Source organism: Pseudomonas sp. S2_H10 (genome assembly GCF_054668285.1).
Genome location: NZ_CP162754.1, coordinates 6,390,701 through 6,405,438, shown reverse-complemented (window position 1 = coordinate 6,405,438; position 14,738 = coordinate 6,390,701). Strand labels below are relative to the sequence as shown.

Here is a 14,738-nt window from a genome sequence, read left to right as displayed (position 1 = left end):
CCCCACCTCAGGCGTCCACGGATAACAGGGTCGCCGCCAATCCACCCAGCCACTGATCGAGCCCGTACCAGAGAGCGACCAGCAACAGACCGGCTGCCAGGGCATTGACCAGGGGCGAGCGCAATCCAGGGAACAGCGTCATGCCCCGACTGCCGCTGACCGTTGCGGTCGAGTGCCGATGCAATTTCAAAGGCGCGACACGCTCATTCAGGGCGGTCAGCAATTGCTCACGCTCGGGGTCACTGATATCGGCATAACGGCCCTTGAAGCCCAGGGTCAATACCCGCTGGAACGCTGTCAGCACCAGCGGGTCTGGCGCCGGTTCACGCAGTACCTCGCGCATGTCCTCGTAGAGGAAAACACCGGCCTGATGGCGATTGAAAAACTTCGTTTGCAAGGGTTCGCTGGCCCAGTTGGCATGGGCTTTATCGAACGTGAGATTGAGCATGGTTTCGTCCAGCAACGCGCATTGCGCGTGGCTGATATGGTCGATGCTGCGTTGCGCCAGGCCGGCCTTTTCAAGCGACTGGCGAACGCCCTCGACCTGCTGCACGCACAGCGCTTTGACTGCATCGCTGTTCTGCGCCGACGCCCCCTGCCGCAACTCGACCACCAGCAGAAAGCTGTCCTGCAGCAATGCGTCGATATCAACCGCGTCGTGTTTTTTCGTTTCGATCAGGTTCATGCGCGTAGTACCGCGAACAGTTCAAGTTTGACGTCCGCCAGGGTGCTCGGGACGTAGAAGGCACAAACGCCCTGAGCCAGAATGGCTTTGCCCTTGGCATGGTTGAGGTCGAGGGCGAAGTACTGGTTTTCCAGGCGCAGGGGAATGGCCGCCGGCACATGGCTGAGGGAGTGCAACGGCACGCCGTCGAGGGCGGCGTTGACCAGTTGATCGACTTCGTCCGGTGTACCGATCTTGCAAAGGCGCGGGAACTGACTCTGCAGTTGCACGGCGGGCAGGCGGCAGCGTACCGACAGGTAGAAGTCGGCACTTTCAGGCTCGCGCAGTCGGGGATCGTCGAGTCGTACCTGCCAGCGGTTGGCAGAGCTTTCCTCAAGGGTCAGGGCGATAACCCGCGAAGGCAGACTGGCCTCCAGCAACGTGGAGATCATGCGCAACAGCGGTGGCAACACGCTCTCCAGTTCTTCGTGGCGGTACGGCGGAATCTGCTCGACATCGTGTTCGAGGGAAAAGGTCAGCAGGCTGCCGGCCAGTTTCGTCAGCTCCAGATAGACCTGCTCGGGAGGTCGCGCAGGCCAGGCCTTGAGATCGGCCAACACCGGCTGGTAAGTGTTCAAGGCATTGAGCAGCCAGAACAATGACACGTCGGCAACGGCGAAGTCGGCCATGCGCTGGTTGCTTTCGCGGCGCATGCCCATCAGTCGCTGGCGCTTGGAGGACAGCTGGGTCAACAAGTTGTCCAGTTGCGTCAGAAGCCCCGGGTGCGCGGAGAAACTGAGCAAGGGTGGAATGTAATCGGGGTCGAGGCTCCAGGCGCCCTGCCCGTCGCGCATCAGCCGCGCGATGGGACAGGTCAGGTAATCGCCGTTCTCGTCGTGTACGAAGCGCAGGCTCAGCACCTGTTCCAGCACGCCGACCGATTGCACTTCATCGGCGTAGATGTCCTGCACCTGACGCCAGTCCTGGCGATATCGGGTAGGCCGATCCCCTTGCCCGCCATCGAACAGGCAATTGTTGCCATTGGCCTGCTCCAGCGGCAGGGCCAGCAGCAAGGTAGCTGCCTGGCTGTCACCGGTCTGCAGGCGCGACAGGTCGAGTCCGGGGGGCAGCCGATCCACTTGATCGCTGTCGATCAGGGTACCGTCCGGCATCCGCAGATTGAGCCGGGTGGCCTTGAGCGTGCCCAGGCGCAGAGCTTCCAGGTCGAAGGCGACACTGCGAACGCCCCAAGGGTGCACCAGGCACAGACGAGCCAGGCACTCGTTGGCCCAGGCCTCCCAGCGCGCCTGCTGCTGGAATTGCTGCGGGGACAGCAAGGCCCCCGCGGCCCACAAGGGGCGGTCGATTTTCATGAGGTCGTATTCCTGCGCAGTGGCTTGAGGTGAACAGGACTCAGGCTTTCGCCTTGGGCATCTGCGAAACCAGCGACAGGTTGACGTCCATGCCTTCCACCTGGAAATGCGGCACGGCATACAACTTGACGCGGAAGAAACCCGGGTTGTCCTCAATGTCTTCGACGGTGACCCGGCCGGCCCGCAACGGGTGCGAAGCCTGCAACGAGTCGCCCGGATCGTTCATCTCGGTGACCAACCCGCTGACCCACCTGTTCAACTCCAGCTCCAGCACACGGCGATCCTTGGTGGTGCCGATGTTTTCGCGCTGGATCAGTTTCAGGTAATGGGCAATGCGCGACAGCAGGAAAATGTATGGCAGGCGCGCATTGATCCGGCTGTTGGCGGTGGCCTCCGGGGTGTCGTACAACGCCGGTTTCTGCGTGGAGTTGGCCGAGAAGAAGCACGCGTAGTCACGGTTCTTGTAGTACGACAGCGGGATAAAACCGAGGTTGGCGAACTCGAACTCGCGCGTTTCCGGAATCATCACTTCCGAAGGGATCTTCACCTGATTGCCAGTGCCCAGGTCGTACAGGTGGATCGGCAGGTCGGTGACCGCGCCACCCGACTGCGGACCGCGGATCTGCACGCACCAGCCGTTGGCGATGAAACTCTTGACCATGTTGGCAGCGAAGGCGAACGAGGCGTTGGTCCACAGGTATTTGTTGTGGTCCGGCCCCTTGACGCTTTCGATGTAGTTGAAGCTACGCACCGGAACGGTGTCCGGGCCATACGGCAGGCGGCCCAACACACGGGGCATGAGCAAGCCTATGTAACGGGCATCGTCGCTGTCGCGGAAGGCTTTCCACTTGATGTATTCGGCACGGTCGAAGTAATTGCCGATGTCCTTGATCGCGGCGACTTCTTCCATCGAACGCTTGCCAAAGAAGGCCGGGCCGACGGAGCCAATGAAGGGCATGTGCGCGGCTGCCGAGACTTTGGAAATATTGCGCAGTAAGGCAATGTCTTGCGGGCTGCGGTCGAACTCGAAGTTGGAAATCGCAGCCGCGATCGGCTCACCGCCCGGGGTGTCGTATTCCTGGGTGTAGGTCTGCACATACAGACCACTTTGCGCGATCTCTGGGGCGTCCTCGAAATCCTGAACCAGGTGATCCTTGCTGATATCCAGCAATTCGATCCGCACGTTCTGGCGGAAATCGGTTTGATCGATCAGCGACTTCACACCACGCCAGGTGGATTCGACCCGCTGGAAATCCGGGTGATGCATCACGGCGTCCAGTTGGCGGCTGATCTGTGCATCCAGCGAGGCAATATGTTCATCCAGCAGTGTCCTGTCCAGACGCCGGACTTTGCGCGAAGACTCTTTTATCAACTTCAGAAAAACACTGACCGCGGCCGTCACACGCTCATCGACAGAAACGTCCGACAGCGCCTCGGAATTTTGAAACACTTCAATTTCGCCCAGCACTTTTACCGGGCTGAGATTGATCTTGCCAAACAGCGCGCCATACACGCCGTTATTTTCTTCAGACAACACTGTAGTGCCGCGCGAATGCGCGTGAGATTGCTCAATAGACATTCTGAAAACTTCCTTTTAAACAAGCCGGGGTGAATTAACGGACTTCTTCCACAGCCAGGGCGGCCAGCTCGTCTCGCAGTTCGTCACTGAGAGCCTCATCCATGAGGATGCGCTCCAGCTCATGACGAAACGTGGCATTGTCCAAAAGGTTGGACTTGAGGTCGCGCAACAGGTTACGCATTGCCAGCAACGCGCGCAGTTGCGGAATTTGCCGGGCCACTTGTTCCGGCTCGAAATCCTTCATGCTCTGGAAGCTCAGATCGACCGAGGCCTCGCTCTCGTCCTCCATCAGGGTATTGGCCACGGCCAGCTTGATCTCGGGAGCATATTCGGCCAACACGCTATCGAAATTATTCTTGTCGACAGCGACTTTTTTCCTCTCGAATAACGGCCGCTGTTCCTTGCCGTTACTGTAGTCGCCCATCACCATCAACTTGAGCGGCAGTTCGATTTTTTTCTGTGCATCGCCCGTATGCAAATCGAGCTTGATGTTGACCCGTGCCTTGGGCACTTCGTTTTGAAAACTACCAGAAGCCATAAATCCTCCTTGGATATTTGTAACAACATGCAGCGTTACAAAAATTCAATGACACAATCGAACTCAGGAGTTGAGTCGACACAATCGCAATCAGACTAACAGATAGAGCATGCAAGCTTGCTTCGACGGCGAAAGATGAACCTTTTCAAAGGGCTCCGCAACTACGGAAACACACGCTAAAACACTGTCAGATGTAATAGTGAACCATCTTACAAAGTCATTCCAAGTGCCCAACTTATATTTAGATGCGTCTTACATTACACTCAGATCCTGCCCACTCACTAAATAGCAATTTCCCACAGCGCCAGGGAAACTTCCTACATGCAGAGTAGCGGAATGCTTTAGTTGCCACTCGGGATAACCATTGTGGCAACGGATGATCAGGTAATTGAGAAAAAGCGAGGAGGTGATTTCACGACTGCCGGTACCCGAGTCTTGAAGACCGGGCACAGGCAGCAGTGTTCTGCAGGCTTCTAGAACCTCTCCGCAATCCGCCGATACGGATAATCCGGCTCCCGGTAATCACCCGGCGCCTGCCGTTTGGGCAACTTCACTTTTGCCCGCGGTATTTCTTCATAGGGAATACTCCCCAGCACATCACTGATGATGTTGAGCCGCGCCCGGCGCTTGTCATTCGAGTTGGCGACCCGCCATGGGGCGAAATCGGTGTCGGTGTGCTTGAACATGTCGTCCCGGGCTCGGGAGTAGTCGTACCAGCGGTTATAGGACTTGAGGTCCATCGGCGAGAGTTTCCAGATCTTGCGTCCGTCGGTGATGCGCTCCTTGAGACGCCGGGTCTGCTCTTCCTGGCTCACTTCAAGCCAGTACTTGATCAGGATGATGCCCGATTCGACCAGTGCCTGCTCGACGCGCGGTACCGAAGTGAGAAAGTTGCGCACCTGCTCTTCGGTGCAGAATCCCATGACCCGCTCGACACCGGCGCGGTTGTACCAGCTGCGATCGAAGATCACCACTTCGCCGGCCGCCGGCAGGTGCGGCAGATAACGTTGCACATACATCTGGCTTTTTTCCCGATCGGTCGGGGCCGGCAACGCCATCACCCGGAACACCCGTGGGCTGACCCGCTCGGTCAGCGCCTTGATGGTCCCGCCCTTGCCAGCGCCATCCCGGCCCTCGAAGATGATGCAAACCTTCGCGCCCGAGTGCTGTACCCATTCCTGCAGCTTGACCATCTCGACATGCAGCCGCGCCAGTTCCTCGAGATAGTCCTTGTTCTTGAGTTTGCCGCTTACAACCGGTTTGCCTTTCTTTGCCGCCTTCTTCTTTGCCATGCCCGTTACCTCCTTCAATGCGTCACACAGCGCCCGGAGGGTGTCCGGGCGCGTTCATTCAGCGTCGACTGCGCTGGTAATGTTCAACCGCCTGCTCCAGGTTCAGGAACATGCGCGCCTCGCCCAGCGTATGGCCCAACGGGGCCTTGATGACCATGTCCCAGACACTCGGGTTCATGCCCACCAACCACAGTGAAATGCCTTTTTCGCTCATGCGCTGTTCCGCGCCGGTGAGCATTTTCAGGGCGGTGTATTCCAGGTCGAACACACTGCGCAGGTCCAGGACCACGACTTTGGGTGTCGCCCTGTCAATCAGCGGCCGGATCTTCTCGGCGATGCGCTCGGCATTGGCGAAGAAGATCCGCCCCTCGGGCCTGAGCAACAACAGCCCGTCAAACTGTTCGTCGTCTGCGTTGCCGCTGGCCTGCGGGCGATAGACGTTGGTGCCGGGCTTACGCCCCAGGACATGCACGGGCGGGTCCGAGACCTGATAGGCCAGGGCCAGCAGCGAGACGATGATCGCCACGACGATCCCTTGCAGCGTGCCCAGCAGCATCACGCCGATCATCGCCACCACGGCCCAGGCAAACTCGGTACGGCGCACCGACAGGATCTGGCGAAACTCCGCCGGCTCGATCAGGCCCACCGAATACACAATCACCACGGCGGCGAGCGTGGCATTGGGCAGCAGGCCAATCAGCGGTGCCAGCAACAGGCAAGTGCCCAATGCCAGTGCTGCGGTGATCAGCGAGGCCAGTTGCGAACGGGCACCGGCCAGGCGGTTCACCGCCGTTTGAGTGGTCCCGCCACCGGCGACCATGGCCCCGAGAAACGCCCCGCCGATGTTGGCAAAACCCGTGGCCAGCAGCTCCCGGTTCGGTTGTGGCGCGGGCTCGTCACCGCGGGCGAAAGCGCGTCCCGCCGCGATGGTTTCAGTGAAGCTCATCAGCGCGATGCCCATCGCCGACGGCCACAGCATTTCGGCCATCGACCAGACGGGAAGCGTCGGCGCCGGCAATCCGATCGGCACCACGCCGACGGCGGACACACCGAAGCTGGCAAGGCCCAACAGGCTCATGCCGAGGATGCCAAGCGCCACCGCAATCAAGGGTGCGGGCAGGCGCGGGGTAAAACGCTTCATGCCGACCAGCAGCAATACCATGAACACACCGACCGCCACGGTCGGCAACGAGGCATGTCCGACGCTCTGGAACGTGGCCACCAGGTTGTGCAGGAAGCCGCCCTTGTCGATATGGGTGCCCAGCAGTTTGGGCAGCTGGTCGAGCACGATGACCACACCGATGCCGGCCTTGAAACCCACCAGCACCGGTTCGGAAATGAAATTGGCGACGAAGCCCAGGCGCAGCAACCCCGCGACGATCAGGATCGCGCCCACCATCAGGGCCAGCGTGGCGGAGCCCGCCAGCAAGGTCGCCGCATCGCCACCGGGGCTGATCTGGCCCAGCGCGGAGCCGGCGAGAATGGCCAGGGTGGTCGTGGTGCTGACACTAAGCGGGCGCGAGGTGCCGAGCACGGCATAGATCACCATCGGCACCAGCACCGTGTACAACCCGACCTGCACCGGCAGGCCGGCAATGGTGGCGTACGCCAGCGCCTTGGGAATGACCACGGCCGCCGCTGTCAGCCCGGCGACCACATCGCCGCGCAACCAGTCTGGCCGATAGTTGGCGAGCCAATCCGGGATCAACAGGCTGCGCACGCCACTGCGCTGTGGAGTGCCTGGAATCCGCTCTTGCGGATTGCTGCCTTGTTGATTCATCAGTCACTCCAGTCGCAGATCGTCCCGTGCGGATGATGAGTGGGGCTCGACTGTCCGCACAATCCTTTAACTGCACGCGTGCCGGCAAGGATCCACGCAGGCCCGGCCAGTTACAAATGTAGCCGGTTTGCACGGCTACGCCGCCACATGGTTGGCGAAGGGAAAAATGCCCCAGCATCACCGTTGAAAAAAGAAAAGCCTTATATGGACGACGTCATGAACGCGATAAATGAGCTATACCCGCTAATTCCCCCCATTGCAGTTCTTCAACCCAGGAGTTTGGCAATGAAGTTCAAGACCTCACTGGCAGCACTCATGGTTGCGGCAAGCCTTTTCGGCTGCACCAACTCATCGACCCACGGCGTGAACGTGAAACTGGAGGCCACCCGGCAAAACCCCGGCCAGATCGGCAACGTCACGCTGACCGACTGGGACAACAAAACCGGCCTCAGCTTCTTCATCAGCGGTGCTCCAACCGGGGTTACCCTGCCCCTGCGCCTGAACTCCTTCATCAATAACGGCACCTGCCAGCAGCCCGGCTCGGTCGCCTATGCGATGAACGACACCGTCAACACCGAACGCCAGCCCGTCGGTGGCTGGGAGTTCAACAGAACCGCACCCGTCCCGCTCAAAACCCTGGTTGAAGGCAAGTATTCGGTCGTCGTCAGAACGGCTTCGACCGATGGCAACGCCGATATTTTCTGCGGCGATATCAAGCCTGCAGAGCCGGTGAAATAGCCGCGTCGGTCGATCCACCCCGGTACCGCTCGTGCCACCGGTTGTCCGGTGCGAGCGGTGACGAGTGCCGGTCACAAAGCTGTCATTACTCACTGATAACGTCTTGGCGCTTTCCCGACCTTACCCACTCGATCCCCGCCCGGGCTTTGCCCAACCGCTCAAGGTGCCACTTCAGGTGTACTCAAGCTCGACGCGCAAGCAAATCATCATCAGGTCCACCGACATGAGCGGCGACGACTTCGGTGCGATGTTCCTGAACCTGTTCGGCAATCTTTACTCCGACTCTGCGCCGCCGCCCCAGAGCATCAGCATCGGCGGGGTCTACGGCAGGCACGAAGGCGTCAGCTTTCGCCGCATGCACTTTCACGGCGACTTCACGGTGGCTTTCCCCGTTCCCCTTGATGAAATCACCTTCGTCATTCCCACCGCCGGCAAGATCGTCTTCAACCACGTCACCGAGTCGGTAGGTTTTGCTCAGATTGGTTTGGCCATCGACAAGGCCGAGGTGCGTTCGGCACGTTTTTCCGACAATCACGCGCAGCACGGGATTTCGATCAGCCGGGCGCTGATCACCGAACGGCTGTCGATGTTGCTGGGCAAGCCGATCCTGCAAAAAGTCTGTTTCGAGCCCGTGGTGGATCTGAGCGTACCTGCTTTGCAGGGCATCAAGGCGCTGGTGGACATGGCCACGGGGACCGAGTTCGACCTGCTGATCAACACCGGCTCGCTGATGCCTTCGCGCCTTCGCGAAATGCTGGTCGACGCGGTGCTCGAGACCTGGCCGCACAACTTCACCGAAGCCCTCAAGCGCCCTTCTCCGCTGATCGCGCCGCGGCATGTGAAGCTGGCCGTCGAGTACATTCAGGCGCACCCCGACCACCTGGCCAGCGGCACCGAGCTGGCGCAAGTGAGCAACGTCAGCCTGCGCGCATTGCAGGAGGGTTTTCAGCGATTCATGGGCACTTCGATCGTTGCCTATCAACGCCAGGTACGCCTGGAGCGCGCCTATGCCGCGCTGTCCCAGGGGCTGTCGCCTTCGGTGACGGACGTCGCCCTGCAACACGGCTTCAGCAATGTCGGGCGGTTTTGCCAATATTTCCAGAGCGCCTACGGCATCAGCCCGGCAGATGTGAGAAAGGGCCAGCGAACGCGGCCGATGGCGACCAATTGAGGGTGTGTGGGAGCGGAGTGTCAGCCACCCTCTTCGTTGGCTGTCAGGCCGCTATCGCGGGCAAGCCCGCTCCCACAAGGTTTTGGGCTTGCCACATGATCCGGGCACGACACACAACCTGTGGGAGCGGGCTTGCCCGCGATAGCGCTGTGACATTCAACATCTACGTCGACTGACACGACCTCTTCGCGAGCAGGCTGATTCCCACAGATTGCGCTGACTGTCCGTCAAAACAGATAACTGGCCTTCAGGCCGCCATTGAAGCCGTGGCTATCGCCGCCACCGCTGGCGCCGATTTCCGCCCCCACGCTCCACGCACCCAGGTTGGCCATGACGTTGACGCCACCGGTGAACTGGTCACGGTTGTCGAAGGCGGCTTGCTGCTCGATGTCCAGGCCCAGCAGGTGCCCTTCGCTGTCGGTTTCAGTGTCGCCCAACACATGCTCGTAGCCCACCTGCACGCCCGGCACCAGTTGCCAGGCACCCACGCTGACAGGCGCAAACGAGGCGTTGAGGTTGGCCACCGCGCTCTTGCGGGTTTCGTGGATGCCGTCGACGTCCAGGGCCAGTTCGCTGCCTTTTTCCTGGAAGCCCGACAGGTTGACGTGGCTCACCCGCACGCCGAGGCTTGGTTCGAGGGTCACGCCGTTCACCGGCACACGGTAACCCACTGCCAGGGTCGCGCCGGTGAGGTTGCCATGGCTGTCGCCCTTGGCCGTGCCCAGGCCGCCGCCGAGTTCGCGCTTGCTCTCGTAATCGAGGTAGCCGGCGTTGGCCTTGGCATCCACGAACAGGCCGCGCTCCAGGCCGTTCGGAGCAAAGCGGGCGCCGACGCTGAAGAAGGTCAGGTCGGTATCGGCCTCGCCACCGGCGCCACCGACATTGCCGCTGCTGTAGCCGAAACCGGCATGGGCGCTGAGCTGTTCGGAAAAGCGCTGGGTCAGGCCAATCATCAGGCCCTGGCTATGCTCGTTGCTGCTGGAGGCCTGGGACGAACCGTCGGTGCCCAGGTACCCCGCCAGGGCGGTGCTCCACAGGCGATATTGCCCGGTCTTGAGGTCGATGCCGCTGGTGAATGGCGCGGCAGCCTGTTCAATCATCGCGCCCTGGCGCAGCAGATAGCTGGCAGCGTCGGCATGCACCTGACCGCCGACGGTGGACTCGACACCGCCGAGGCTGCCCGCATCGATGGCCGATTGCAGGTAGTAGTTGTAGGCGCTGTAGGTGCCCGAGAGGTTGCTGTTCTGCAACTGCTGCAACAACTGCGCACCGGCCGCGGCGTTGCCGGCGAGGTCCGCCGCGCCCGGCAGGCTGTTGTAGAACACCATCTTGCCGCGCAGCACGTAGAGGGTTTCCTGGGACAGGCCGAGGCCTTCCTTGAGGTAATTGTCCATCGTGCCGTACTGCGCGGTCACCTCGTCCAGGCCGGCTTGCAGATAGCTGGCCTCCACGCCGATCAGCGGCCCGTAGATGGTCGCCAGGCTCGGTGGCAACGCCGCCAGGGTCGCCTTGATCCGCGCGGCAGTGTAGTCGTTCGTCGCCAGGTAGTTGCTCATGATGGTGGCATCGTCGACCCCGGCGATGCTTTGCAGCACGGCGGCGGTCCAGCCCGTGCGGTCCTTGCCGGCGGTGCAGTGGAACAACGCGGCGCCGTCGACCGTGGCCAGTTCATTGAACAGCTGGTTGAACTCGCTGCGCATCCCCGGGTTCCTGACGAAATCACGGTTGGTGTCCTCCATCATCTTGATGGCTTCGGCGGCACTGTGAAACGCGACGTTGGTGATGTTCGCGCCAGAGGTGGAGCCGCCGATGATGTCGATGTTGGTGTAGCTCGCGCCCGTGAGCATCGTGTCAGGCGTCGCGGCGATCTCGACGGGCGTGCGCAGGTCGTAGATGGCCTTGATGCCCTGGCCGTTCAGGGTCGCCAGATCCGCCACCGACGGGGTCAGCGCGTTGGAGCGGTAAAACACCCCGCCGCGCATGGTGCCGTCATTGGCGGTGGAGTACGCCGTGGTGAGGCCTGCGACATCGCGGAAATTGTCGATGCTCTTCAGGCGTGGCGTGTTGAGGGAGACCGTTTCGGCAGCCTGGGCGGCAGCGATGGACAGGCTCAAAACAGACAGCGAACAAACGAGTCGTTGGAACACAGTGCAGCCTCATTGGAATAGCGTTGGGCTGACTAATATCTACATTGAAATGGCGCTGAACATGACAAACCGCCTGCAAACGCAAATCACTGCGCGATGTGTCCGGGTGGCTCGCTTTCTGTCCGTGTATGGCCCGTTGTGCGGCCGGTATTGCCGCCGCGAACCAAGGGTTTGCCGGGTGGGAAATGTGTTGCGCAATGTCCGGCGATCAAATTCCGGGCACAAAAAACCCGCTTTTTCAGCGGGTTTCCCGAACTGCTCGCAACGTCTGTCAACTCAATGGGATTTTTTCGAACCCGACAGTCCGGCTTTGCTCAAGCCCTTGGTGTTGTGTTCACCCGGTGTCGAGTCCGCAATGGACCTGGCCTTGGCGACGCCGCGGGTATCTTTGGAATGGGCCAGGCCTGAGGTCGTGGTGCCGTGACCATTGTCATCATTGCGCTCACTACCGTAATGGTTCCCGCTCAGGCCATGGTCGCGCACGGACTTGCCGGCATGGTCGCTGTCCAGCCCGTTGCCGCGGCCGTTGCTGCCGGAATGGCCTGTACCGGCGTGCCCGCCACCTACACCGCCGCCGTGGCCACCGCCGTTTCCGCCACCATTTCCGCCGCCGTTTCCACCGCCGCCACCGCCACCGCCACCGCCATCCTTCGCGTATGCGGACCCCATGATCGACAGGCCATCAGGCAGTAACGGGGCGGCCGCAAGCATCATGGCGCAGGACATTACAGCAACGAGACTCTTGTTTTTGAAAAGCATGATTGCTTCCGTAGGAGGTTGATATCGCGTGTCTTATGACGCGATATCCCTCGAACAGTTCAAGCTCGACGACCAGTGGCTGCAGGTCCTTAAACCAGCTACAGCACAGCGCCATGCCGTCCTTCACACGTCAATCGAACGCACCGTTGAGAATTTCATAAACGAGCCCCGTAGCCAGCGCGACCAGGATCAGATCCGTGCCGACTTGCTGCCACTCGTAACCGTCATAGTGAGGCAGCCTGCCGACCAATCGCCCGTCCAGTTTTTTGGCGATGCCCGGTGGCAGCGGCTTGCCTCGGGCCAGGTTCTTTTGAATGCCCGGCGGCAAGGCTGGCCCCGGGCTCCAGTAGCCCGTGCTTGCGCCGATGATCCCGAGCACGCTGCCGCGATCGATGCTCGGGCCATGGCTCCAGTCGCCGCCGCCGGAATTCTTGTTTTTGTTGCCATGACTGCCCTGGTTGCCATGGCTTGCCTTGCCGTTGCCCTGGCCGTTACCGGGATCGGCCAGCGCAGTCACGGGGCCGCTGACCAGGGCCAGGCAGGTGATTGCTGCAATCAACGCTCGAGACTTGAACATGAGTCGTTCCTTCGTGGCGGGAATGTTCCCTGAAATTTAGACGTTATTGCCGAGGTTGGTTCCCTCGAGTCATTGCCGCCAAACCGTCTACGCTCAACCGGTCGAAGCCTTGCAGGCGTTTAGCGAAGGATGGGGCTAGTCGATTGCATTCCACTCACTGCGCCGCCCTGGAGACATCGCCATGATCCGCCCCCTGCTCACCGCTCTCGCCCTGCTCGCCGCAAGTGTTGCGGCGCACGCCGATGTCACGCCGTTCCCGGCGTCCTTCCACACCCAGGACATCCCCGTCGATGGCGTCACGATGCACGTGCGCGTCGGCGGCAAGGGGCCGGCGGTGGTGCTGTTGCACGGCTTTGGCGACACCGGCGACATGTGGGCACCACTGGCGGCCGACCTGGCGCGGGACCACACCGTGGTGGTGCCGGACCTGCGCGGCATGGGCCTGTCGTCGATACCGCAAAGCGGCTACGACAAGAAGACTCAAGCAGCGGACATCCGTGGCGTGTTGAACGCGTTGAAGATCGAACACTCGGTTGTCGTCGGCCACGACATCGGCACCATGGTCGCCTTCGCCTATGCCTCGCGCTACCCGGAGCGCACCGACCGCCTGGTGGTGATGGACGCACCTGTGCCGGGCATTCCACCGTGGAACGACATCGTGCATTCGCCGATGCTCTGGCACTTCGACTTCGGCGGCGCCGACATGGAACGTCTCGTCGCCGGGCGTGAACGCATTTACCTCGACCGCTTCTGGAACGAATTCGCCGGCACCCCGGCCAAGGTCGACGAAGGCACCCGCCAGCACTACGCCAGACTCTACGCCCGCCCCGGCGCCATGCACGCCGCCTTCGCCCAGTTTCGCAGCATTCGCCAGGACGCCGTGGACAATGAAGCGTCGATGGCGAAAAAACTGAGCATGCCGGTGCTGGCGGTCGGGGGCGAGAAATCCTTTGGCGCCAATGAGGCCATCGTGATGCGCAATGCCGCGGACAAGGTCACGGAAGTGGTGATTCCGGGGGCCGGGCACTGGTTGATGGAAGAGGCGCCGACGCAGACGATTGCGGCGATTCGCGGGTTTATGACGCAGTGAAGTCACATCCCTGACATCCGAAAACCATGTAGGAATTTACCCCCCCGTGGCGAGGGAGCTTGCTCCCGCGGGCGAGCGGCGGGGTATTGAGGTCTCCAAGGCGCTGTAAGCCAATTCCAGTCGTAAAAAAACCCGCATTAATGCGGGTTTTTATCGTCTGATCCTGGTGGGGAGCAGACTCTATCAGAAGTTCGCCGGGGTATTGGCGCTGATGATTTCCGCCTCATCCGCCCCGATATTGCGAAACCGGTGTGGCAAGGTCGTCGGGAAGTAATAGCCATCCCCGGCGTTCAGCACGCTCACCTGTCCATCCACGGTCAATTCCACGGTGCCCCGTGTCACCAGCCCGCACTCCTCGCCTTCGGAATGCACGATCGGCTCTTCGCCGGAACTGGCACCCGGTGCGTATTGCTCGCGCAGCAGGCGCATCTGCCGGCTGGGTACGGAGGCGCCGATCAGCAGCAGGCGCAGGCCATGGCGACCGAGGTCGGGCTGTTCGCTGGCGCGAAAGACGTATTGGTGTTCGCGCGGAGGCTGATCGAAGGTGAAGAAGTCGGCCAGGGACATGGGAATGCCCTCCAGCAATTTCTTCAGGGAGCTGACGGAAGGACTGACCCGATTCTGTTCGATCAGGGAGATGGTTGCATTGGTGACGCCGCTACGCCGGGCCAGCTCGCGCTGGGACAGTTTGTAGCTTTCGCGTACTAATTTGAGTCGTGAGCCCGTGTCCATGACAGCCTTATGTGCGTACCGCTTAAGGGTAATGGGGGTGGAGAGCAGGCGCGGATCACGCCGTTTTCCGGTCCCGGAAACGTGAAAGGCGGCTATTAAATCACGTTTGTTCGTAATGCTCAGCAGGTTCGATAGACGGCTGGAAAAAACCACCTGTGGGAGCGAGCCTGCTCGCCAAAGCGGTGTGTCAGGCGACATCTACTTTGGCTGATATGGCCTCATCGCCAGCAAGCTGGCTCCTACAGGGGACCGCGGTGTTTCAGGTGTTAAAAAGCCGGCGGCACCCTTTGGGGGAGAT

General features: G+C 61.0%; 13 protein-coding genes. 3 read left to right on the top strand and 10 right to left on the bottom strand.

Features of this window, described 5'->3' with window-relative positions:
* Positions 1–7: 7 nt before the first annotated feature.
* The 6 genes from tssL to AB4O16_RS29050 form a co-directional block, all read right to left on the bottom strand.
* Positions 8–685: a type VI secretion system protein TssL, short form gene (gene tssL, locus AB4O16_RS29075; protein WP_460156483.1), complete on the bottom strand. Its 678-nt coding sequence runs from the start codon at positions 683–685 to the stop codon at positions 8–10.
* Positions 682–2,037, bottom strand: a complete 1,356-nt coding sequence (gene tssK, locus AB4O16_RS29070; protein WP_460156482.1) for a type VI secretion system baseplate subunit TssK — start codon at positions 2,035–2,037, stop codon at positions 682–684. The genes tssL and tssK overlap by 4 nt, the downstream gene beginning before the upstream one ends.
* Positions 2,038–2,077: 40 nt before the next feature.
* Positions 2,078–3,616 (bottom strand): type VI secretion system contractile sheath large subunit, encoded by a 1,539-nt coding sequence (gene tssC / locus AB4O16_RS29065; protein ID WP_160387913.1) that lies wholly within the window; start codon positions 3,614–3,616, stop codon positions 2,078–2,080.
* A gap of 34 nt (positions 3,617–3,650) precedes the next feature.
* Positions 3,651–4,154, bottom strand: a complete 504-nt coding sequence (gene tssB, locus AB4O16_RS29060; RefSeq protein WP_160387914.1) for a type VI secretion system contractile sheath small subunit — start codon at positions 4,152–4,154, stop codon at positions 3,651–3,653.
* Positions 4,155–4,627: 473 nt separating this feature from the next.
* Positions 4,628–5,446 (bottom strand): polyphosphate kinase 2, encoded by an 819-nt coding sequence (ppk2, locus tag AB4O16_RS29055; protein ID WP_460156481.1) that lies wholly within the window; start codon positions 5,444–5,446, stop codon positions 4,628–4,630.
* Between the two features lie 58 nt (positions 5,447–5,504).
* Positions 5,505–7,226 carry a SulP family inorganic anion transporter gene (locus AB4O16_RS29050; protein ID WP_460156480.1) on the bottom strand — a complete coding sequence of 574 codons (1,722 nt, stop codon included), beginning with the start codon at positions 7,224–7,226 and terminating at the stop codon, positions 5,505–5,507.
* A 285-nt stretch (positions 7,227–7,511) separates the two neighbouring features.
* Here AB4O16_RS29050 and AB4O16_RS29045 point away from each other — a divergent pair, with 285 nt between their 5' ends.
* Positions 7,512–7,964, top strand: a complete 453-nt coding sequence (locus AB4O16_RS29045) for a hypothetical protein (protein WP_160387917.1) — start codon at positions 7,512–7,514, stop codon at positions 7,962–7,964.
* 223 nt (positions 7,965–8,187) lie between these two features.
* Complete coding sequence (locus AB4O16_RS29040; RefSeq protein WP_178120631.1) at positions 8,188–9,135, top strand: AraC family transcriptional regulator; 948 nt, start codon at positions 8,188–8,190, stop codon at positions 9,133–9,135.
* Positions 9,136–9,362: 227 nt separating this feature from the next.
* Here AB4O16_RS29040 and AB4O16_RS29035 read toward each other — a convergent pair whose 3' ends face one another.
* The 3 genes from AB4O16_RS29035 to AB4O16_RS29025 all read right to left on the bottom strand — a co-directional run bounded on the left by AB4O16_RS29035 (position 9,363) and on the right by AB4O16_RS29025 (position 12,618).
* Complete coding sequence (locus AB4O16_RS29035) at positions 9,363–11,282, bottom strand: tyrosine-protein phosphatase (protein WP_460156479.1); 1,920 nt, start codon at positions 11,280–11,282, stop codon at positions 9,363–9,365.
* 276 nt (positions 11,283–11,558) lie between these two features.
* Positions 11,559–12,041: a hypothetical protein gene (locus AB4O16_RS29030; RefSeq protein WP_460156478.1), complete on the bottom strand. Its 483-nt coding sequence runs from the start codon at positions 12,039–12,041 to the stop codon at positions 11,559–11,561.
* A gap of 130 nt (positions 12,042–12,171) precedes the next feature.
* The gene (locus tag AB4O16_RS29025) at positions 12,172–12,618 is read right to left on the bottom strand and encodes an anti-virulence regulator CigR family protein (protein WP_460156477.1); all 447 of its coding nucleotides are present in this window, start codon (positions 12,616–12,618) and stop codon (positions 12,172–12,174) included.
* A gap of 181 nt (positions 12,619–12,799) precedes the next feature.
* On the opposite strand from AB4O16_RS29025, the gene AB4O16_RS29020 reads away from it, so the two are divergent.
* Positions 12,800–13,708: an alpha/beta fold hydrolase gene (locus AB4O16_RS29020; RefSeq protein WP_460156476.1), complete on the top strand. Its 909-nt coding sequence runs from the start codon at positions 12,800–12,802 to the stop codon at positions 13,706–13,708.
* Positions 13,709–13,891: 183 nt separating this feature from the next.
* Here AB4O16_RS29020 and AB4O16_RS29015 read toward each other — a convergent pair whose 3' ends face one another.
* Positions 13,892–14,440, bottom strand: coding sequence for a cupin domain-containing protein (locus AB4O16_RS29015; protein ID WP_007982140.1), 549 nt, complete (start codon positions 14,438–14,440; stop codon positions 13,892–13,894).
* Positions 14,441–14,738: the final 298 nt, after the last annotated feature.